Below are 22,051 nucleotides of genomic sequence, written 5' to 3'. Positions count from 1 at the left end.
TCTATTGTTTATGCGTATTTCTTGTATCGATGTTGTCTTTTTATTCTGACTTTGGCGTCATCAGTCGCAGCCATAATTTAGGGAAATGTCGGCCTACCCACAGCACAGCGGACAAGCGCTTAGGAAAAGCGTATTCGAATGGACGCGACTCTATGGCCGCAAACATTCTTTTCGCGGCTTCGTCTGCAGACATCAAAAAAGGCATTGGAAAGGTATTTTTCTGGGTGAGTGGCGTGTCGACAAAGCCTGGTAATAGGCAGGTTACGTCAATATTAAAAGGTTTTAAATCAACTCGTAACGATGATAAAAAATAACGTGCAGCCGCCTTGCTGGCACCATAGGCTTCTGCTTGTGTAAACGCTGCTTGCACCGCTTGTGAACTCACGCCAACAAGATGGGGGTGAGAAGAGCGCTTTAATAAAGGCAAACATACGTCAACGCTGTTTACCAAGCCAAAGAAATTTACCGACATAATGCGATCCATCATATTCCAGTCAGGAGAATCTTCCGTCATATCAAGATACTCGCAATTACCGGCATTTAATACAGCGCAATCAATATGGTCCGTATGTTCTAGCAACGTTTCTCGTAATGCTTCAACTTGCAATGGCTTAGACACATCAAAAGGTAAAAACGTTAAATCGGTATGTTCAATTAACAAAGGCGTTAGCTCGCCTTGGCTTCTTGCACTAGCGAAAACACGCCAACCCGCGGCCAAATAGCGTTTTGTCAGCGACAGACCAATACCTGAGCTAGCACCTGTAATCCACACAATTTTTTGCTCTTTGACTTGTTCCATCACTTTCTCCTCACGGTTAATTTGCCAAACGCTTTTTCAATCCTTTGACCGCAACCCCCAGCAAAGGCACATGTTCATATAACATTTGTCCGAGGTCGTAGATATCTTCATGAAAATAAATACGATCATGGAACTGCACCTGACTCATTCCCCTGACAGTAATGGTCTTATTACCCAATTTTGGGTGTTTGAAGTGCATATTCCATTTGATGTAAGCCGTATTCTCCGATGTGATTTGATCGAGGAACTCAAAACGACCACTGTGTACATTGATACACATCTCAGACAAATAGGCGTGTAGCTTTTCTGCACCACGCAATTCATGAACAGGGTCTTTGAAAAGCACATCTTCTGCGTACACTTCATTAATTTTGTCCAATTGTGGCCGCTTAACATCTTGGTAAAATGCTTTAAAACGCTCTACTAGTAGAGAGCTTGGATCGGTCTTAGCGTTCGCCATACTCATCACTTACCTTGGTGGTACCCTTTCAATAAATTGCTATAGGCTGTCGCATACATTAGAAACAGCGCTGACTAAGGTAAATAAACGTATCAAAACCCTGCTCAGATCACTATATTAAAGGGATAGCGTGACCGACAAGATGCCAAGTAAGCCTGCTTTTTGGTGCCAGAACGCATCAAAAATAGCATTTAACCCATATTATTTAACATCTGCTTGATCAAAAATGATCCATCTCACGCAATCCAGCGTATTGATTTTTAAGACAGCTGTCCTTTTTTGGAGCAATACATGGAATGCGCAACAAAACTTCAACCTGATGAACAGAGATTAGCGGATATGACCGCTATTGCTGAACACAGAGACCAAGCCGCTTTAGGCCGTTTGTTTGATCATTATGTGCCAAAAGTAAGATCGTTTTGTCTTGCCGCCCAACCGGGTGCAAATTTAATGGCAGACGACATTGCACAAGAAGTCATGATCCGAATCTGGAATAAAGCGCATACCTACAAACCGGATACTGCGTCTTTGAATACTTGGGTTTTCACCCTAGCCAGAAACGCACGAATTGATTATTTACGCAAAAATAGCCGTCATCAGTCCGATATTGACCCAGAGTATCTCTGGCAAAATGTCGTCGATGAAAACGCTGATCCATTTAAGGATGCACAACAAAAACGCGATCAAGAACGCATCAAAGATGCCCTAGAGAAATTGCCACAAGATCAAAAACAAGTACTGGCGAAAGTGTATCTAGAAGGTAAGACTCACAAAGAAGCCGCTGAAGAGCTTTCTTTGCCGTTAGGGACTATTAAGTCACGAGTTCGTCTTGCTCTGCACAAACTCACCATTTACATAAAGAGGTAGTTTCGATGACCCACTACCACCCATCGATTGAAACATTAACCGACTATGCCGCCGGTTCTTTGCCACTTGCTCATTCGTTGTGTATTTCCACACACCTCGAACTTTGCTCAGAGTGCCAACAACAAGTTCGAAAACTGGAAATGCTGGGGTCTGAATTTTTTGAAGACACCAAATCTGAAGATCGACAGCTTAACAGTTTAAAAGACAGCTTTTTTGCACATTTGGAAACAGAGTCGCACTCAGCTACCTTGGCCGAACAGGCCAAAGAAGAAAAGCGCCAAATGTTAGACCAAACGAATGAAAGCAAAGCGCTAGATTGGGATGCCTATAAGGTTCCCAAAAGTCTACGCCAATTTATTCCAAAAGGTTACGACGATCTAAAATGGTCACGCATTTCTCCTTCTTTTAAGATGGCGACCTTGTGCAATGAAGAAGGCGGTGCTCAAATCGCGCTTACCCGTATTAAAGCCGGTTCACATATGCCGACGCATACGCACACGGGTGATGAGCTTACCCTGGTATTAGAGGGTGCTTTCTCAGACGAAAGCGGCGTCTATCGCCAAGGAGACTTTATTAGCCGCGATTCAAGTCACAAGCACCAGCCTATTGTGACAAAAGACGCTGAATGTATCTGCTTAACCGTACTGGATGCACCCGTTGAATTTACGGGATGGTTCACACGTTTACTGAACCCCATCCTGCGTCGCCATCACCCTCATTCTGGGTTGTGAACACCAAAATGCCTGTTTTCGCAATAGAAAACAGGCATTCATTTCAATCCCATCGTCATTAATCAGCAAAAATAGTGAAAATCTGGTATAGTCCTTGCTCAAATTAAAAACAAGGACTATTTATCATGGCCACTAAGAAAAAACAGCCAGCCGCTTCGGAAACATCAGAGTCAATTGAAAAGCAAATGCAGGAGTTTCTTGCGAAAGGTGGACAGATAGATAAAATCGATTCAGGTGTCAGCGGACAATCTCAGCTCACTGGATCGCGCCATATTTCTTTAGGAAATAGCAAAACAAAGGCGCAGTAAGCGTTATACGTTTGTTTGTACGCCAACCTTATCTGGGTTGGCGGAACAATTCTTTACTATACTGTTATGGTTCCCCCTTATGTTGACGGATTCTGATCGCCGATTTTTTCGACCTAAATGGCGTCGAGTCGCAGCGACGCTGTTTTGTGTTGGCTGGACAGCACTAGAGTGGGTCTCTAACGAGCCTATTTGGGCAATGGTCGCAGCGGGCATCACCTTGTATTGCTTGTGGCATTTTTTCTATGCCTTTGAGCAGAACGCCACAGACACCGACGCTCCCCACGACTAAGCAACAGCGGTAAGCTATTAGTCACTTTCTTTTTCTTCGTCACTTTTCCGCCATCTAATCGTCACTTTCTTGTCACACTCACCTTCTACTCTGATTGGTAAGCACTTTTACCTGAGAATTATGTGGAGCCATACTGTGATACAAGTCGAAAAGATGATTGCCAGTAAATCACCTCGATTTTTCGATCAAAGCCCGATCATCACTCGCCCAACGTTAAGTGTATTAAAACGCTTATTCCACGAAAATGAAGTGAATCTATTCTTGGAAACCAACGACGGCTGTGTCGGCTTCGAATTTATTGATCGCGTACTGGATCACTTCAACTTTAGTTATCAAGTAAGCCAAGTAGATCGGCGTAACATTCCAGCCAGCGGTCGCACCATGATCATTGCAAACCATCCCCTTGGGGCATTAGACGGTTTGGCATTACTGCGTTTAATTGGTGAAATTCGCTCTGATGTCAAAATTGTCGCCAACGACCTGTTAATGGGGTTTGATGGACTTAAACAGCTGGTCTTACCGGTAGACAACATGGGTGGAAAAACGGGTCGCCAGCAGCTGAAAGCCATTATGAATTGCCTCCATAATGAAGAAGCCGTGATCATTTTTCCCGCGGGCGAAGTATCTCGCTTATCCCCAAGTGGCGTAAAAGACCAAAAGTGGAACCAGAATTATCTAAAACTGGCACAGAAAACCAACAGCCCTCTGTTACCCGTGCATATTGGTGGACGAAATTCCCTATTGTTTTACACCAGCTCGCTTCTTTACCGCCCCTTATCCACCTTGCAACTGGCCCACGAAATGTTTCGTCAACGCAACTGTAAAATTCCTATGCAAGTAGGCCAAGCCATTCCTATTCAAGAATTAGCAACTTTACCACTCAGTAATAAAGAGAAAAACAAACTGATTAAGCGCCACTTATACCGTATCGCCAAGGGCAAAAAACCTCTGCTGAAAACAGAAAAAACCGTTGAGCACCCACAAAATCGTCAGCATATTAAACAAGAGTTAAAGCGCGCCGAACACCTCGGTAGTACCAAAGATGGAAAACAAATTTACCTTGTAGATTATGACCCTGTGTCAATCACCATGAAAGAAATCGGTCGCCTGAGAGAAATTGCCTTTCGTAAAGTAGGCGAAGGAACGGGGGAACGCTCTGACCTAGACAAATTTGATCAATATTATCGTCACCTTATTTTATGGGATGAAGAAGCATTGGAAATCGTCGGAGCCTACCGGATTGGTGAAGTTGCACGCTATCTAAAAGAAAATCTGTCTCATCGTATCTACAGCGCAGAACTGTTCCGCTATTCCTGTGATATGACACCCTATTTTGAACAAGGCATCGAGCTAGGGCGTAGCTTTATCCAGCCTAAATATTGGGGAAAACGCAGCCTCGATTATCTTTGGTATGGTATTGGTGCTTATCTAAATCGCCACCCAGATATTCGCTACTTATTTGGCCCTGTCAGCTTAAGCAACCGCTATCATCAAGTTGCAAAAGATTTCATTGTGTCCTTTTATCAACTGTATTTTGCAGATCATGAACACCTTGCCCGCTCTTTAACCCCTTACCAAGTCAATAAAGAGCACAAAGACCTTATCGAGGCACTATTCAGCGGTCAAGACTATGATGCTGACTTTAAAATACTCAAAGAACAGCTCAATCATTTTGGTGCCAGTGTCCCTACCCTATTTAAACAATACAGCGAATTATGCCAACCCGGCGGCGTTCGCTTCTTGGATTTTGGTGTCGATGCTGACTTTGGGTACTGTGTTGATGGCTTGGTCCTTGTCGACCTGAACACCATCAAAGAAGCTAAGAATAAACGCTACCGAGGGCAAGGCGCTTTGGTCTAATGCTGCAATATGGGTTAATCGTGACGTTGTCGTGAATACGCGACTTGAGAAGACTTATGTCTCCCCGAAGAGGGTTTAAAAAAGGTCAGATACACAACTTTTACCAGCAACATGGTGCTAAGTATTAATAAAACAATGGTTTCAATATCCATAACAAACACCTCATTTTTATTATTAGTGTCTTGGTTCATGGTAGATATTCAGTGTAGGACACCTTCTCTGTTTCTGCCAATACAATGTGTTTATTTTTGTCAGTGCCATAAAAGCGCAGTTTTCTCTTCAATCAAACAAAAACGCGTCATTATGTACCCAATGCTTTAAACGCTGTTTGCTTTTTTAATGCAAAATGAATCAGTTAGTCATCATGGCGTGAGCCTTGCTTGTGTCTATTATTGGCTGTTACTGCCTACTACTTACAAACGGAGTGTCCCCATGATTGAGAAGACCTATTTAAAAACAAAACCCCAATGCAAAGTGAAGTTTATGTTGCCCGCTAGTGAGTATAAAAACGCAAAAAGCATCGCTGTGGTGGGGGACTTTAATCAATGGGACAAACAAGCTAATTTGATGAAAAAACAACGCTCTGGCTTTTTCGCGTCGACATTAAATCTTGATGTCCAAACCAGCTACCAGTTCCGCTACTTAATCGACGGTGAAGAATGGTGCAATGATGAAATGGCTGATGACCATACTCCTAGTCCAATCGGCCCAGATGCAAACAGCGTTTTACATTTGTAAAAGCAAACAACCTAGCGTTTAAACCAACGCCATACAAAAAGCACTCGGATCAAAGCCGCCGCCACGTAAGTCATCGCACACGCAGTGAGAATTTTTTTCACTTTGGGAAGGTCTTCTTGCGAAATATAATGGCCTTCTTTAAGGATAGGCAAGGCCTTGTTAAAACTCGCATCCCATTCTTCTGGTAAAATCGCCAGCTGCACCACAACCGCCAGTAAGCCCGACAAACCGACCACCGCGGCATGAAGCGGTACCGCATAAGGCAAATGTAATAGCGCTGAGATAACGGGCCACCCTAGCAATAAACCTGCCGTAATACGTCGAGCAAAATGCGCCACAGGTAAATAACGCGTACTTAAACGAGAGATTTTCTGCTTTTTTTCATGGGCAATAGCATGACCAACTTCATGGGCGGCTACCGCCACGGCGGTTAATGATCGGCCCTTTAAAACACTTGGACTCAGCCGTACTACATGTTGACCAAAATCAAAGTGATCTTGACCCTCTTGTGCAGCTTCAATTTTCACCTTATCCAACTCAAAACGTTTTACCAGATGACTTGCTAATTCCCCTCCGGTTCCTGGCAAATCTTTACGGTCTGTTGCATAACGCTTTAGAGTAAATTTGACCCAGGCGCTTGGCCCTACAATCAGCGCTAAAACGACAATAATCACGATAATCCACAACATAATGTGTCTCTTCCTGCCTCTTCTTATGGTGCTTTGTCGTACTTTTCATCATTGAAAACTGAGGGAGCACTTTGACCCTCTTCCCCTTCATCGCCTACACTGATAACAACATGAACGTGAAAGAGCTTTGTATGAATAACCCCTTAGTTGGCCCTATTCTCACTTTATTAAAAACGCACCCAAATGGCATTAGTGAGTTTGATATTCTAAAAGCATTAAAAGAACAGTTGCCCGCTTTTAATGCCCTAGCAGAGGATGCTAATTTGGCACTTTTTCGCCAGCACTTCTTAATTATGAATGCTCTATATCAGTTACAACGCCGCCTCTGGCAAGAGGAAAACCTTTTACTGAGTATTAGTGCAATACGTATCTACCTAAGGGAATCGACCAATATTGCTGTACCGACTGGCAGCACTGCAGTTGACGATGGTGTGGATGCAAAGCTAGCCGCTTATTATTTAGACTGGAGTGAATACGAAAAAACAGAGGCCGATGATGTCTCTGATCTGCTTAACCGTTTTTATACGGGCATCAATCTCTCAGGAGATCGGGACGCAGCACTCAAAACACTGCAGATCACGTCTTCGCACCCTAGTAAAACAGAAATAAAACAACAATATCGTAAGCTAGCCCAAAAACATCACCCTGACCGTGGCGGCAACCAAGAACACTTTATCGGATTGCGCCAAGCCTATGAGCTCCTTACTTACTAATCCGGAACCTCCCCTATAAGATGCGGTCACATTCTTCTTGCTTGTCTATTTTTTCATCTCACTCTGTTTCATTGGTAAGACTTATGACGTTGAACACTTTAATACACAACACCACAAAAAATACTGTGACACGCCTACTCAGTTTCGTTTCCTGTCTTGCCTTAGCGGGTTGCACCCTGACTGAGATTGACCAGTCTAATGATTTTGAAAACAATGGTCGAGACATAACCTCGCCTAAACGCGACACCTTATACTGGCAAGAAAGTTTACCGCCAGGCTTACCTATGCCCGACTCCAGTTTCCAAAACGGATTAGCCCAACAAATCTCTTATTTGAATCGAATACAGGAGAAAGACTACCTACTGGATAATACCCAAACCAGTGTGGCAGATTTGAAGCAGGTCACTCAAGAAATTAGTCAATGGTTGAAGGACCCCACCCACCAGCCTGAACTGGTCGCTCATCAACTGTCGGGGCAAGATCAACGAGGGAATGTACAGATCACAGGGTATTACGTACCGATTTTACCCGTTCGCCACACACCGGATGACATGTATCGCTACCCGTTATACCGCAAGCCCTCACTGCGTAATGCAGAAGATCGTTTTCCTTCACGGGAAGCCATTGATTTTGAAGGCGCACTCAACGGCCAAAACTTAGAAATTGCCTATACATCCAGTTTAGTTGATAACTTTTTTTTACACGTACAAGGCTCTGGCGTGGTTGAATATGAAAATGGTGAGCGTAAGTTATTGTCCTGGGGAGGCGTGAATGGTCACGCTTATCGAAGCGTAGGGAAGGAATTAATTGAGCGGGGGGAAATAGATCGAGCAGATATCTCAGCGCAAAGCATTAAACAGTGGCTAAGAGATCACCCTGAGCGCCAACAAGAAATATTATCGACTAATCCTAGTTATTTGTTCTTCAGTGAGGGACCAGAAAAACCTGTCGGAGCGGCGAATGTGCCCTTAACACCACTGTATTCTGCAGCGGTTGACCCTAGTGTCATCCCATTAGGCGCTGTTTTATTAGCGCAAGTACCAAAACTGGATGCTTACGGTAATCTAATGGGACATGAATTTAGACTTCTCCTGGCGCAAGATAAAGGAGGCGCAATAAAAGGACCAGGGCATATTGACTGGTATCAGGGTATCGGTGAGGAAGCGCATAAAAATGCAGGACAACTTAAGCATTTCGGTAAGGTTTGGCTACTCTTACCCAGGCACTCAACGTCTACCAAGCTCATTGCACAATAAAACACAGTGAGATTAAAACGGCTTTACCTGGGTAACAATATCTCCTTTACACTGAGCCACTAGCGATAGTCACTCAGTTTAAAGGAGACGGGTAAATTCACTTTCAATTGTTTCTCTACCATGCCTTTGGTAAAACGCGGCAAAGGAACAGAACGCTGAATCATATCCAATACGGCCTTGTCTAAACGACGATGCCCTGAGCTTTTCGTGATGGTTACATCAGACACCGAACCGTCCGCATGTGCAATAAAGGATAGAGTCACTACTCCCTCTTCATTACGGCGACGAGACGCCCTTGGGTAACGCTTGTTTTGCGCTAATATAGCCGTTAATTGAGAAAAATAATCCGCTTTAGCCCCTGGGTTACCCCCGTTACTGGCTGAATTTGAGCGACCCGTTGTTGCTTTTTGGTTCGCAGCAGAAGGTGGTGCCACCTTTTCAACGACTTTTTTAGGCGCTACTTTGGGTTCCGGCTTGGGCTCTTTTTTAGGAACAGGTTTTGGTTTAGGTTTCTCTTCCGGCTCGACCTTTGGCTCTTTTTTAGGAACGGGTTTAGGCGCCACTTTAGGCTCAGGCTTTGGCTCCTCTTTCACAACCTCAATAGGTGACTCCTGTTTTACATCAACAGGTTCTGGTTCTGGTTCTGGTTCTGGTTCTGGTTCTGGTTCTGGCTCTGGTTCTGGTTCTGGTTCTGGTTCTGGTTCTGGTTCTGGTTCTGGTTCTGGTTCTGGTTCTACAATAGGTTCAGGCTCAACGATTTCTTCTTCAATGATCTCTTCTTCGACGATTTCCTCTTCGACGACCTCTTCAATAACTTCCTCAACCTCTTCGACTGGCTCTTCTACCATTTCAACGTCTGCTTGAGCTAAGGTTGTTTCCGCTGCGGCGCCTAAATCCCCAACCATGCCAAGATCAAATTCTATACCCTGGGAACCCGGAGCTTGACTGCCAGGTGCCGGTGAATTAAAAGCCGCATAAAATGCTAAGGCATGCACTGATATCGCAAAACCGCCTGCAATAAGCCAATGTCGTTTAAAGATCATCCTGACCTCGTTCTAACTGTGTTGCTAAACTTACCTTTGTCAGACCCGCCAAACGTACCTGATTAAAAACAGGGCGCAGTACATCAAGGGATAAATCGCCATCCGCTTTAATTTGCACCCAGAATCCGTCTTTATCGATGGCGGCAGCAAACTGATCTGCCAAATACCCTTGAACATCATCAATGACAAATAGAACATCATCCACATACAGACTGTTGTCTGCGCCTAATACAATCTCAATGCTTGGGTCTGTCGCTGCGCGAGTGTCGTTAATCGACTGTGGAGGGATCACGGGGACAGGGTCTGCTTTACGAATTTGGCCTGCTACCATGAAAAACACCAACATTAGAAAGACGACATTAATCAATGGCACCATGTTGTCATCGTCGTTCGCCTTCCTTGCCGCGTAGTTTTGTCCTATTTTCATTTCGCCTCCGGCATTGCAAAGGCATTCGCAATGGATACGGTTTTTGCGCCATTGAGTTTTAAGCGATCCGCTAAACTCATCAGAGTTTGCAAGGTCACACCGTCTTCCGCTTGAATAATGAACACACCCGCATTATTTTCAGTCACCAAGGCTTCAAAAGCGGCCTGATCGGAAAAACGCACGACCTGCTCTTCAATCCAAACCTGCTCATCGTTTGCCTTAAGCGTGAGTATGATATTTTCACTTTCTTCTGGCGTCGCTTCCGCTTCTGTTGGTACAGACAAAGGCGTATCAACGATACGCCAAGGGACAAAGCTGGAAGTTAGCATAAAAAACAGCAGTAAAATAAACACCACATCGATAAGTGGCGTTAAACTAATGGCGTTCTTACGTTTGGTTTGAGAAAGATTAAGCGACATGCAAAGCGTTGTCCTTGTTTGTATTGTCCTTTTCTGTACTGTCCTTTTCTTGTCCAGACTCTTGCTCAGAGGTTACCGCTTCGGTCGTTGGGTTAGCCGAAACATTCGCCGCCTTGCTCGTAAATACCTGCGTCACTGCGTCGTTCATGTTGTGAGCAATACGCTCAACTTTACGCTCTAGCCAGCTGTGCAAGGTAACCACTGGAATCGCTACCGCCAAACCAACTGCGGTGGTGAGTAATGCTTGCCAAATACCCCCTGATAATACGGAGGGGTCCACTTGATTGCCGGCTCCTTCCATTTGCTGAAACGCTGTAATCATCCCTAATACCGTACCCAACAGACCAAGCAGTGGGCTGAGTGTCGCAATGATTTCTAACGGTCGTAAGTAAGCACGCAGCTGGCTCAAACGGTTCATGGCGCGTCGTTCCACTTCTTCACGAATAACGTCTGCATTGGCGTTCACTTTAAGAAGGGCACGTATCGTGTAAGCCACTAGATCATCAATAGGGCGCTTTTCGTTTAATAAGCCCAATGACTTCTCACCGGCACCGGCACGCCATTGACCTAAAGCGAGGTTAGCGGTTTTTAGGCTTTCTGCACGCAGTACAGCCAATTGCCATAATTTAAGCAATACAATGGTCAGCGCCACGACAGAAAAACCCATGAGTATCCATACCACTGGCCCGCCAACTTCTAAGAAGTCGATTATTTTCTGTTGTACTTGCGCATTCACAATAGTTCTCCAATGAGTGTAATAATTCATGAATAGTATTCATTCTCACTTAAATTTTCAACCTATGATTTTCTTAATTAGGACAACTGTAACTATAGATGACGCTTATACATGGTGTTTTTTACTTCTCTAAGCCCACAGCTTGGGCGACTTTGCCCAAGGTTTTCACATACAAGCGCCAGGCACACCAGCCAGCCAGCAAATTACCGATGAGCACGCCCACGAAAACGCCTTTTAACCCTGCTAACTCAGCGCCAATCCACAAACAAGGTAAAAAGAAAACAAACAAACGTAAGGCAGAAATCGTAAGGCCAACATAGGACTTACCTAATGCATTCGACACCGACACCATGATCATACACACGCCCAATGAGCCAAGGCTAAAAGGCACTGTCATAAGATGCCAGTTGAGTATCGTCGACACACTTTGATCACTGGCCATTAAACTGGCTAAAAAGTCGGAGGCAAAAAATGTCATCACAGCCACCAGTAACTGAAACCCGATAACAAAGCGGCACGCTAAAGAGACAAGATAGCGAATATCGTCCACTTTTTTCGCTCCTAACAGACGCCCTATCATCGGGGGCAAAGACATCGTCATCGCCAATGCAGCCACAATGGCAAAGAACTCAAACCGTGATCCTAACGCCCAAGAAGCAACCGCAGCGGTACCAAACCCGGCTATCAGCTTGGTAGCTAATATAGAAGATACTGGGGGTAAGAGCTGACTGACCATCGCCGGCCCCATAATATGGCCGATAGATGCCATACTTTTGCTAAAGTCCAAATCATGCCAGTGAAAAGTCAGCCAATGCTGACGAGCAACCCGCGGCACAAGAACCACCGCTCCCAAGACAAAAGAGAGTGTCGTTGCCATCGCCGCGCCATTGAGCCCCCATTCAAATGTAAAAATAAACAATGCATCCAACACCACGTTCAGCACACTGGTCACCACCATCATGATACCGGGCAGCAAGGTATTGCCATTGGCTCGACAAATACTGTAGTAGAAATACACAAACGCACCCACCCATGCGCTCAAAAGCCAATGAGGCCAATACTCATCAATGATGGGAGGGACAGTGTCAGGTGCACCTAACAGCCATAAAATAGGATGACGAAAACACCAAAGCAGAACACAAAACGCAGCGACGCCTAAGCTGCCTATTGTCAAAACAAGGCCTCCTAACTGCTTTGCATAAATACTCTGACCTGCACCCAAAGCACGTGAAATCAACGCGGTGGTCGCTATTCCTAAGCCAACTTGCAAACCGATTACAAGCATTTGCATAGGCAACGTAAAACCCTGTACCGCCAGAGGCAAAACACCTAACTGACCAATAAAAGCGCTGTCGACCAGTTGAAAACTCATCAGGGATAAGACCCCAAACAACATGGGCCAAGTCATGGAAAAAAGCTGCTTACCTAAAGAGGAAGAAGCGGTGGTAGAAGGCATAAACACACTCACAAAATAAATTAGGTGAGTATTCTACCTTATTCGCATTCGATTACCGTATATCAGCATCAGTAGCGCTAAAAGAGAGAAGAGTACAAAACCACTCGCCAGTGGCGTCACGCTGGCGTAATAGAACTGCCCAACGATTGTCGCCAATACAATGGCCAACAGACTGGAAAAAGAAGAAATTAAAGACGAAGCAAGACCCGCCACCTTGCCTAATGGCTCCATCGCCATGGCGTTAACATTGCCAAAGATCATGCCAAAACAAGAGAACATGATCAGCCCCAATCCCATAAAGACACTGAAAGGTGGAACACCATCAAATGCCAGAGTTAACGACAATAAAACGAAAGACGCCGCTAACAAAACACTCAACGCCGCCATAACACAACGCTGCATTCCCACACGCTGAACGATTTTCGCATTGAAAAAATTGATGAAAGACGAGCCAATGGCCATCACAGCAAAATACAGTGGGAAACGATCGCCCGTTTGATAAACATCCTGAAACAAGGACTGAGCGGTACTGATGTACATCATCAAGGCACCAAAAATGCACCCAAGTAAGACAGTGAAGGCCACCACATCCCTATGTTGTAATACCATTTTTACATCTGCCGTTAAACGCTTTCGGCTCAAGGGTATACGATTCTCTTTTGCCAGCGTCTCTGGTTGACGGATCAGTAGCCAGCTTCCTGCCAGAGCCGCTTGCACAATAAGCAAAGTAAAAATCCAACGCCAGTCTGCTATTTTCATAACAAGCTGACCAAGAGAAGGCGCCAACATAGGCACTAAGAGAAACACCATCATGACAAAAGACATGATGCGCGCCATTGCTGCGCCCTTGTAGAGGTCTCGAATAAGCGCTCGGGTGGCAATTTTTGGACCCGCTACACCAAACCCTTGAATCATTCGACCGAGCAAGAAGGCTTCAATTGAAGAGGCTGAAACAGCAATGATGGAACCGATTAAGTAGACACCAATACCAGATAAAATGCTTTTTTTACGACCAATAGCATCCGATAAAGGGCCAAAAAACAGCTCACCAAACACCATACCCAAAATCATAGCGGATACGAACCACTGGGTTTGCTGGTAATCCACAATAGAAAGCGCTTCTGCGATTTGAGAGAACGCCGGCAACATGGCGTCCATACTCAATGCCGTCAGAGACATCATCAAAGCACATAGGGCAATCAGCTCTTTTTCCGGTAGATGCTTCACCCCACGATTATTTGTTCCTGTTATGTCCATCAAGTAGAAGACGGCACCATTTTGGTTTGCGCATCAATGACCCACCTCTCAATTTCCACTGCATTCAATGGCTTCGAGAATAAGTAACCTTGCGCAACATGATAACCTTGCTTTTTAAGAATGGCATATTGCTCTTGACGCTCAATACCTTCAGCCACAACATCTAAATTCAGGCTTTCGCCAATTTGTAATACCGCTTTGCTCAATGATTGACTGGTACCATCGTGCTCTAACTCAAAAACAAAACTGCTGTCTAATTTAAGCTCTTTGATTGGAATTTTTCGCAGGTAACTTAGGCTAGAATAACCGGTTCCAAAATCGTCAATGGAAAAACGCACTCCCATGCTGTGTATGTCATGAAGAGTTTGCATCGTGCTTGGTGTCGCATCTAGCAGCACACTCTCTGTCAGCTCCAACGTGATATCAGAAGGTTGCAAGTTATTCTCTTCCAATTGCGCCTTTATCAAGCGACATAAGTCGGTATCATGAAAGTTTAACGGTGATAAATTGACTGATACAGCGGGGATATCAATGCCTTTATTGCGCCATATTGCCATTTGCTGACACGCTGCCTTCAAGGCCCAGCGACTTAGGTCACCAATCAAACCACACTCTTCTGCCAGAGGGATAAAACGCCCCGGAGAAACCGCTCCAAATTTAGGGTGCGACCACCTAGCTAAGGCTTCAAGACCATACAAACGACCCGTTTTCATACACATTTGAGGCTGATAATGAAGCGCTAGTTCGTTGTTTACGATGGATTTTTGCAGTTCAACTTCCATCTCTTGTCGCTCAAGCGCAAGCTGATTTAGCTCATGACTAAAGAAAGCGAAGCGTCCTTTACCCGCTGTTTTAGCCTGATACATCGCCATATCAGCACGGTGCATCAAGGTGCCAATATCATTGCCGTCTTCCGGAAAAATACTGATCCCGATGCTGGCCGAGGGCGTCAGGATATCACCATCAATCTCAAGCGGGCAGGCAATCGACAGGCGTAACTCTTCAATAAAATAATTCAGTGCTTTGGCTCTCTTACCTGTGACGACCAGCAGAAACTCATCGCCTGACAATCGCCCACAAATATCCAGGTGTAGGCATTTACGCTTCAAACGCTCAGCGATTTCAATCAGCAGCTTGTCACCCACTGCTTGGCCATAACTTTCATTGATTTGCTTAAAACGGTCTAAATCCACATAGAGCACCGCCAAATCATTTTTTATCTGTTGTACTTCTCTTAACGCTTGTTCAGCCTTCGCATGCAACATGCTTCTATTCGGCAATTTTGTCAGGCTGTCGTAGTAAGCAAGGTGACGAATATTTTTACGCTGTTCTTCTCGTTCAATGGCAAGGGCACACAAAGGCGCCAATGCGTTGACCAACTGGTGCTCCAATAGAGAAGGCACGTGGTGGTCTTTTCGATAGAAGACGATGACGCCGATCGTCTCCCCTTGGTTCCCTAGAACCGGTGTTGCCCAAGAGCCTTTATAACCAAACGGCATAATGGCTTCACGATAGTCTTGCCATAAAGGGTCGGTAGAAATGTCTGTGACGAGTACCGGTTTACGTCGGTGCGCCGCCGTACCGGCAGACGCCACAGAGGCCCCTATCGGCACATTATTCAACGTTTTACGAAATCGACTGGGTAATTGTGGAGCAGAGAGCAGTTGTAACCGATTATGATCATCAACTTGCATAATCGCAGGCGTTACATCGGTCATGATGCGGATGATTTCATGGCAAGCCGACTCCATGATGATGGACAAGGGTTGATCTCGTGCAATGGCGCCTAACATTCTTGAATGCAAGACTTCATGAAGTTTTGTCTTGGTAATTTCAGACAAGATGGTTACTACATGAGTCAACTCACCCGCATCATTAAAAACGGGGTTGCTCATAACGGAACACCACAACTTCTGACCGCTTTTTGCCTGTAACAACTCATCCACTTTAACGGGGATACCACTGATAAAGGTTCTGCGTGCTTTGGTGAGCTCTATTTTACTAAAGTTAGGTGCAATGACTGAAATGGGCGTGCGCCCTAAAATATCCTCGTCGCAGTAGCCTAAAATCGAGGTAAAACCCTCATTAATATACACAACGTTCCAAGAAGCATCGGTAATAAAAATAGCGTTATTGGTTTTGTCTGTCACCAAAGACAACATTTCAATGCGTTGGCGTTCTTTGACGGCGTCTGTTACATCTTTGACAAACGCCGTATATAAATTTTCGCCGTCCACACACACTTTAGAGATCGACATCGATCCCCATTTAGTCGTGCCATCTTTGCAGACAATTTCTACTTCACGGTGTGTGCCAACTATTTTGTCTTCGCCTGTGACTCGATTAGCATTCACATATTGATCATGATGGGGTTTGAGCTGATCGGGGACAAGAACTTTTACATTCTGCCCGATAACATCTGACTTTGCGTGTCCCCAGAGAGCCTCTGCGGCGCGATTGTAGAACACAACGAGATTGTTAGCGTCGATCACTACGACACCATCCATGGCTTGTTCTAATGTTTCAACAAACAAATCCGACAGCAATTCTTGAGCTGGCATAAATCCTCGTTATGTCCTTCAAAAGGGTTTTATCAGAATAACATTTATGTATCTGATTCGCGCAATTTTTTACAGGCTTTGTATGACCCCGCTCAATGAACAATGAGTACGCCTAAGTAAATGTACTTAACATTCTATTCCAAAAGAAACACCTATTGCTGCCCGCTATCTAATTTCGCTGTTTCTAGAGGACAAGAAATCCGCTATGTGCACTGTGTCTATTTGATCCGGATTCATATATTCATGGGCATATATTAGATAAGCCTTAGACTCTAAGAAAAGCCGGAAGACATCAGGATCTATATGTTGATTTTCCACCATAAAAGACATGATTTTTATTGCTTCGGATAACATCTTACCTTTCTTATAAGGTCGATCGACCGCAGTCAACGCTTCAAAAATGTCAGCCACCGCCATCATACGGGCGACGGGGGACATTTCATGTTGTGTCAGACGTTTTGGATAACCCGTACCATCCATTTTTTCATGATGCCCACCTGCTAGCTCTGGCACATTTCGTAAATGTTTAGGGAAGGGTAACTTATCGAGCATTTTTATTGTCTGTACAATATGCTCATTGATTTTATAGCGATCTTCTGGCGTCAAGGTCCCTCGCTGTATGGAGAGATTATGCATCTCACCACGATGATAAAGGTATTCAGGCACTTCCATCTTGAACCCCCAAGGGTTGCCTTCCGGTAATGCCTCCGACTCTGGTCGCTCAAAAAGGTGTTCTGGCTTATCAGCCAATAGCGGCTCAGTCACCGGCAGCACAGCGGGAGCCGTTCGATTTTTTCGGTGCCATTCTTCGTGAGAAATGCCAAGACGATCATCCAGAGTTCGTGTCCATGTTTTTTGGGCAATGGCATTCATACGGTCTTGTTTGGACTCGTCTAAATATTCACCTCCCTGATTGAAACGAGCAATAAAAGCAAAATCTTCGTCTAGCTGAGCCAGCTCTGCTTGAAGCGTCGTTTCATCAAATGCGATATCTTCTTTTTTAAGTACATTGCGCAAGCTACAAATTTCCGCTTCACGCTTCATCACTTCTACGCGCATTCGTATTTCGTGTATTCGGTCATAAATGGTTTCCAGCTTAGTCGCCTTATCAATAACAAACTCCGGCGTAGTGATTTTCCCGCAGTCATGCAACCAAGAAGCAACATGAATGGATTCCCAATCATCTCGAGACAAACTAAAGTCTTCGAAAGGACCACTTTCCGCTTCTGCAGCGGCTTTTGCCAGTAACTTGGTTAGTTCTGGTACCCTCGCACAATGGCCACCAGTATAGGGGCTTTTCGCATCGATAGCCCCTGCGATCAGTTGAATAAAGCTTTCAAATAGTTCACGCTGCGCAGCGATAAGTCGACGGGCTTCGACCGATACGGCTGCAGACCCTGACAGCGCTTCCGCAAACCGCATCAAGGTTGGATCAATGCTTTCTGTTTCAAACAATAATATGATGCCAACCAGGTCATTGCTCCGGTTAAACAGGGGCGTGGCTAATATATGTGAAGCGGGCTCATCTAAGGCTTCTTTTACGTTTTCTAGCCCCATTTGCTCAAGTTCTTGCCACGACGCACTCACATTTTCGGCGCCTTTCTTAGTAATGGCACGCACAAGCAGTGAGTCCTGCTGACTTAATGGCACAGATGGAATATCCATCTCCATAGGATGGCCATTTTGAACACGTGATGCAAAAGGAACCAATGCCTTGCCTTCGTTGTCGGTTAAATACAACACACCCGCTTGTGTCTCGGTTGTGGCAATGATCTCATCAAGGGTTTTTACCAGTAGCGTATTAAAATCTTCTTCAGCCGCGATGGTGCGGTTGATTTCTAAAAAGCGAAAAATAGTGATACGCAAGCGCTCAACCGTGTCTGCTAACTCTGAGGCTTCTCTCACCCTCGATGACACAGAAATAGGATGATTAAAGTCAAACGAAGCCAGCTTTTGCACATCTTTTGAGAGCAATCTCAATGGCTTAGTAATTTGACGAATCACTAAAATGCCAAAGGGAATAAAGAGAGCTAAGATGACAATGATCACAATACTTTGATCGCGAATAATTTTGCGTGTGGAAGCAAACAACTTATCTGCTGGGACGGCCAGTAAAAGTCGTGCACCGGTTACTGTGCCAAACTCTAAAGGTCGGCTGGACACAACCCACTCTTCTCCCATAACGTCAATAACATCATGTTGGTAGTCGCTGGACATCCCCATTTTACGAGCTGCGGTGCTAAGAATAGGAGAAGGCAGACTCAATATATTTTGACGGACTAATTCCCCTTCTGCGTTTCTCGTCAGCAGTTCAGAAAGGTCTGAATACGCCACCAGCGTTCCATCCATCTCTGTAATGGCAATCTCAGAGCCCGGTATCATCTGCAGACTTTTCACTTCAGAAGTCAGCTGCTCAATGGTGGCATCAAAGCCCACAATCGAAGAAGCACTTATTGAACGCTGAGAAATGGTGACACCCACTTTTTGAGACGTGAAAAACGTGTATGGCGAGCTGGTCACTGATCGTGCGGTTTTTTCACTGGCTTTGTACCAAGGACGCTCACGAGGGTCATAAATATAATCTGGTTTTTGACGCACTTCTTGTAAATGAAGATCGGCATCATACAGGCGATACTCACCCACTTTACTGCCATCGACATCCTGTGTAATGGTCTGCACCAGGTAAGCAGTAGTACGCTTTAAATCGAAACTAGAACGAATTAAATCGGTATCTGTTTTCCGAATAAGAAAGAATTCACCATTGGGATAGCCGACATAGACATTACGGATCGTTGAGTTACTTTTTAAGACTTCTGAAAATACCGGAAGCCGAGACAAGCGCGTACTCAAGTCTGGCGCCGTTGTAATTTGGTCATGGATAAGGATACTTAACTGCGACTGAACCGGCTCCGTTAAGCGTCGAGCCCGCTCACGAACCATCATACCGATGGTATTAAACTGCTCCTCTAATGCGGCTTTTAAGGCATTATTCACACCATGCTGCCCTAATGTCAGCATGGTGCCTGCGACAATAAGCGCCAGTGTCACACTGGAAATAATAAGCAATGATTGGACAGAGATAAGCCGTTTTTTGGGTTTTCGATGTGGCATAAGCCGTCAGTTCCTTGATCTATTGCACCCAGTATGGTTTTTGCAAGTTCTTTACTTAACTTACAGTATTAAAGCAGTTTCTCACTTAATATAGACAAAAAAGTAGAGGTTTATTTGATCTTTATCTACTAAATATTTTTGTCAATTTGGCTCTTTTTCCCACCAGAGCGGAGACTTATCATGCGCCCAATCTTTGCCACCTTTATCACACTGTTACTTTCTGTTTCACAGGCCGCCGCCTCTAAACCAGATGCCTTTGGGTGTGGCAACAGCGCGATCTCTGTTGGTATAACCAACTCGGGAGTGATGTATAACAAGGGGCAAGGCATTGACCCAGACTTACTTAATTTACTGAGTGATATAACAGGCTGTCAATTCACTTTGACACCTATTATGCGTAATGAAGCATTCGATTTATTAGAACAAGGGAAAATTGACTGGGTGCCCAGTGTAGGCCGTGAACCAAGTAGAGAATTGTTTGCTTGGTTTATTCCATATTACGACATTCGATTCTTATTATTGGCCAATACAGACCGGTTACCTGTCATCACCAGCTTGCAACAACTAAAGAGTCTAAAAAATGTTACTGTCGCAAGGGCGCAAGGCGGTGGTTACGGGTATTATTTTAACTATTACCTGTCAGAGATGGCGTCCCTTGGCATGATTAAACTTTACCCTGATTATGAAGCAAGCGTCGCGGCTCTCCTGAATGACGAAGTCGATGCTACCTTGAGTTTGCCGCAAGTTTATCGTTCTTTCTTTACACAAGGCGAGGAACCCTCTTCGATTCGCATTACAGATGTTTCTCCAACAAAGCCGGTGACTGTTTCTTTTATGCTCGCAAAACACAGGTTTTCCAGTTCACAAAGTACAAACTGGCTCCGTATTATTGAACAAATTCGCTTAGACGGGCGCTTCCAAGAGATCGTAGAAAATTACGTGTCAAAAGACGAAGCCGCATCCATGCTGGGAAATACAGAGTATTAGCTTCATTGGCCTGATCAGTGCACCCATCAGTGTATCACCCCTGTTTGATTCACCATTAGCTGCTTCAACTCATCCTGCAGGCTTTCAATTTTTTCAACAACAATGTGCTGATGTGACACTGGAATTTGCGCAATATCCTGTAGTGACACTTTCTCTAGGGAACATGCGATTAAGTCGGTAATATGAGACAATCTTGCCGACTTAATCTGACTACGACTCCAGCCGATCATGAACCAACTCTCTTTCGCCGACACCGAATTTACCAGCAAACGCCGCAAAACTCGCAAAGAACTCTTCCTCAGTCGAATGGATGAGTTGATTCCCTGGCAACAGCTTGAAGACCAAATTGAACCCTTCTATCCAAAAGCAGGTAACGGCCGTCGTCCCTATCCTTTGTCTACCATGTTGCGTATTCACTTTATGCAGAACTGGTACAGCATGGGGGATCCAGCCATGGAGGACGCACTTTACGAGATTACCTCTATGCGGCTGTTTGCTGGGTTATCTTTAGAAGGCGCAATACCTGATCACACCACTATTATGAATTTTAGGCATTTACTGGAAAAGCATAAGCTTGGACGTAAGCTCTTTAAAGAAGTCCACAAATGGCTATCAGATTCGGGGATTTACTTTAAAGAAGGCACCATCGTTGACGCGACTATTATTGAAGCCGCTAGCTCGACCAAAAATAAAGCGAAAGCACGCGATCCCGAAATGCATCAAACTAAGAAGGGAAACCAATGGTTCTTTGGGTTGAAGGCACATATTGGAGTCGATGCTAAACGTGGCTTGGTGCACAGTTTCACCACCACTTCCGCCAATGAACATGACCTAAACCAAATCACTGAACTCATTCATGGCGATGAGACGTTTGTCTCTGCCGACTCAGGCTACCGTGGCGTGGAAAAACGTGAGGAAACCAAAGATAAGAAGTTGGACTGGTTAATTGCGGAGATGCCAAGCAAGGTTCGGGAATGGAAGAAGCATCCCCGTATTAATAAAAAGCCCATTAACACTGAGTACATAAAAGCGAGCATCAGAGCAAAAGTAGAGCACCCGTTTCGAATACTTAAGTGCCAGTTTGGCTTCCGCAAAGTAGTCTATAAAGGCTTATCAAAAAATGACAATAAGCTCGCCGTGTTATTTGCACTGGGAAACATACTGCGAGTGGATCAGATGATAAGATCTGCACGGAGTTAATCCGTCTGGATGACGGTAGTTGGAGCTTTAAAGGCTTCAACTAGAGGATAAGACACACTAAAAACTGAGGTTTTGAGCAAATTGAAAAGCAAATCAAGTCAGTAGTGATTTCGTACTAACTAGCTGACTTAATCGCACGTTCCC

Annotated in this window: 22 protein-coding genes; 10 read left to right on the top strand and 12 right to left on the bottom strand. The window is 44.8% G+C overall.

Going from position 1 to position 22,051, the window contains the following annotated elements:
- Nucleotides 1–40: 40 nt before the first annotated feature.
- Together LG368_RS11635 and LG368_RS11630 are read right to left on the bottom strand one after the other, a co-directional pair.
- Entirely contained in the window at nt 41–799 is a 759-nt protein-coding gene (locus tag LG368_RS11635) for an SDR family NAD(P)-dependent oxidoreductase (protein WP_226754894.1), read from the bottom strand.
- Between the two features lie 16 nt (nt 800–815).
- A complete protein-coding gene (locus LG368_RS11630) occupies nt 816–1,259 on the bottom strand; it encodes a nuclear transport factor 2 family protein (protein ID WP_226754893.1) in 444 nt (147 codons plus the stop codon).
- A gap of 291 nt (nt 1,260–1,550) precedes the next feature.
- Between LG368_RS11630 and LG368_RS11625 the strand changes: the two genes are divergently transcribed.
- From LG368_RS11625 to LG368_RS11600, 6 genes are all read left to right on the top strand, one after another.
- Nucleotides 1,551–2,126 carry a sigma-70 family RNA polymerase sigma factor gene (locus tag LG368_RS11625; RefSeq protein WP_226754892.1) on the top strand — a complete coding sequence of 192 codons (576 nt, stop codon included), beginning with the start codon at nt 1,551–1,553 and terminating at the stop codon, nt 2,124–2,126.
- A 5-nt stretch (nt 2,127–2,131) separates the two neighbouring features.
- Nucleotides 2,132–2,857, top strand: coding sequence for a ChrR family anti-sigma-E factor (locus LG368_RS11620; RefSeq protein ID WP_226754891.1), 726 nt, complete (start codon nt 2,132–2,134; stop codon nt 2,855–2,857).
- A 125-nt stretch (nt 2,858–2,982) separates the two neighbouring features.
- Nucleotides 2,983–3,165: a hypothetical protein gene (locus tag LG368_RS11615; protein ID WP_211536213.1), complete on the top strand. Its 183-nt coding sequence runs from the start codon at nt 2,983–2,985 to the stop codon at nt 3,163–3,165.
- 79 nt (nt 3,166–3,244) lie between these two features.
- Nucleotides 3,245–3,454 (top strand): hypothetical protein, encoded by a 210-nt coding sequence (locus tag LG368_RS11610; protein ID WP_226754890.1) that lies wholly within the window; start codon nt 3,245–3,247, stop codon nt 3,452–3,454.
- Between the two features lie 135 nt (nt 3,455–3,589).
- Entirely contained in the window at nt 3,590–5,314 is a 1,725-nt protein-coding gene (gene olsF, locus LG368_RS11605) for a bifunctional ornithine lipid synthase OlsF (RefSeq protein WP_226754889.1), read from the top strand.
- Between the two features lie 432 nt (nt 5,315–5,746).
- Nucleotides 5,747–6,052: an isoamylase early set domain-containing protein gene (locus LG368_RS11600; RefSeq protein WP_226754888.1), complete on the top strand. Its 306-nt coding sequence runs from the start codon at nt 5,747–5,749 to the stop codon at nt 6,050–6,052.
- 11 nt (nt 6,053–6,063) lie between these two features.
- Here the strand turns inward: LG368_RS11600 and LG368_RS11595 are convergent, their stop codons facing one another.
- A complete protein-coding gene (locus LG368_RS11595; RefSeq protein WP_226754887.1) occupies nt 6,064–6,741 on the bottom strand; it encodes a zinc metallopeptidase in 678 nt (225 codons plus the stop codon).
- Nucleotides 6,742–6,872: 131 nt separating this feature from the next.
- Here LG368_RS11595 and LG368_RS11590 point away from each other — a divergent pair, with 131 nt between their 5' ends.
- Both LG368_RS11590 and mltA read left to right on the top strand, forming a co-directional pair.
- Complete coding sequence (locus tag LG368_RS11590) at nt 6,873–7,454, top strand: DNA-J related domain-containing protein (protein ID WP_226754886.1); 582 nt, start codon at nt 6,873–6,875, stop codon at nt 7,452–7,454.
- A gap of 83 nt (nt 7,455–7,537) precedes the next feature.
- Nucleotides 7,538–8,710: a murein transglycosylase A gene (mltA, locus tag LG368_RS11585; RefSeq protein WP_226754885.1), complete on the top strand. Its 1,173-nt coding sequence runs from the start codon at nt 7,538–7,540 to the stop codon at nt 8,708–8,710.
- A gap of 59 nt (nt 8,711–8,769) precedes the next feature.
- On the opposite strand, the gene LG368_RS11580 is transcribed toward mltA, so the two are convergent.
- From LG368_RS11580 to LG368_RS11545, 8 genes are all read right to left on the bottom strand, one after another.
- Nucleotides 8,770–9,753 (bottom strand): energy transducer TonB, encoded by a 984-nt coding sequence (locus LG368_RS11580; RefSeq protein ID WP_226754884.1) that lies wholly within the window; start codon nt 9,751–9,753, stop codon nt 8,770–8,772.
- Complete coding sequence (locus tag LG368_RS11575; RefSeq protein WP_226754883.1) at nt 9,743–10,180, bottom strand: ExbD/TolR family protein; 438 nt, start codon at nt 10,178–10,180, stop codon at nt 9,743–9,745. Before LG368_RS11575 ends, LG368_RS11580 begins: the two co-directional genes overlap by 11 nt.
- Nucleotides 10,177–10,599 (bottom strand): ExbD/TolR family protein, encoded by a 423-nt coding sequence (locus LG368_RS11570; protein ID WP_226754882.1) that lies wholly within the window; start codon nt 10,597–10,599, stop codon nt 10,177–10,179. Before LG368_RS11570 ends, LG368_RS11575 begins: the two co-directional genes overlap by 4 nt.
- A complete protein-coding gene (locus tag LG368_RS11565; protein ID WP_226754881.1) occupies nt 10,589–11,335 on the bottom strand; it encodes a MotA/TolQ/ExbB proton channel family protein in 747 nt (248 codons plus the stop codon). Before LG368_RS11565 ends, LG368_RS11570 begins: the two co-directional genes overlap by 11 nt.
- 121 nt (nt 11,336–11,456) lie before the next feature.
- Nucleotides 11,457–12,791: an MATE family efflux transporter gene (locus LG368_RS11560; RefSeq protein ID WP_226754880.1), complete on the bottom strand. Its 1,335-nt coding sequence runs from the start codon at nt 12,789–12,791 to the stop codon at nt 11,457–11,459.
- Nucleotides 12,792–12,824: 33 nt separating this feature from the next.
- Entirely contained in the window at nt 12,825–14,048 is a 1,224-nt protein-coding gene (locus tag LG368_RS11555; protein WP_226754939.1) for a multidrug effflux MFS transporter, read from the bottom strand.
- On the bottom strand, nt 14,048–16,609 hold the full coding sequence (locus LG368_RS11550; protein WP_226754879.1) for an EAL domain-containing protein: 2,562 nt from the start codon (nt 16,607–16,609) through the stop codon (nt 14,048–14,050). The genes LG368_RS11555 and LG368_RS11550 overlap by 1 nt, the downstream gene beginning before the upstream one ends.
- A gap of 165 nt (nt 16,610–16,774) precedes the next feature.
- The gene (locus LG368_RS11545; RefSeq protein WP_226754878.1) at nt 16,775–19,720 is read right to left on the bottom strand and encodes an HD domain-containing phosphohydrolase; all 2,946 of its coding nucleotides are present in this window, start codon (nt 19,718–19,720) and stop codon (nt 16,775–16,777) included.
- A 180-nt stretch (nt 19,721–19,900) separates the two neighbouring features.
- Between LG368_RS11545 and LG368_RS11540 the strand changes: the two genes are divergently transcribed.
- Nucleotides 19,901–20,707: a substrate-binding periplasmic protein gene (locus LG368_RS11540; RefSeq protein ID WP_226754877.1), complete on the top strand. Its 807-nt coding sequence runs from the start codon at nt 19,901–19,903 to the stop codon at nt 20,705–20,707.
- 26 nt (nt 20,708–20,733) lie between these two features.
- Here LG368_RS11540 and LG368_RS11535 read toward each other — a convergent pair whose 3' ends face one another.
- The gene (locus LG368_RS11535) at nt 20,734–20,937 is read right to left on the bottom strand and encodes a hypothetical protein (RefSeq protein ID WP_226754876.1); all 204 of its coding nucleotides are present in this window, start codon (nt 20,935–20,937) and stop codon (nt 20,734–20,736) included.
- On the opposite strand from LG368_RS11535, the gene LG368_RS11530 reads away from it, so the two are divergent.
- A complete protein-coding gene (locus LG368_RS11530) occupies nt 20,933–21,907 on the top strand; it encodes an IS5 family transposase (protein ID WP_226754938.1) in 975 nt (324 codons plus the stop codon). The genes LG368_RS11535 and LG368_RS11530 overlap by 5 nt on opposite strands.
- Nucleotides 21,908–22,051: the final 144 nt, after the last annotated feature.

The organism is Marinomonas algarum (assembly GCF_020532605.1).
Lineage (GTDB): Bacteria > Pseudomonadota > Gammaproteobacteria > Pseudomonadales > Marinomonadaceae > Marinomonas > Marinomonas algarum.
Note: the sequence above shows the minus strand (reverse complement) of the source record. Positions and strands in the feature narration are given on the sequence as shown.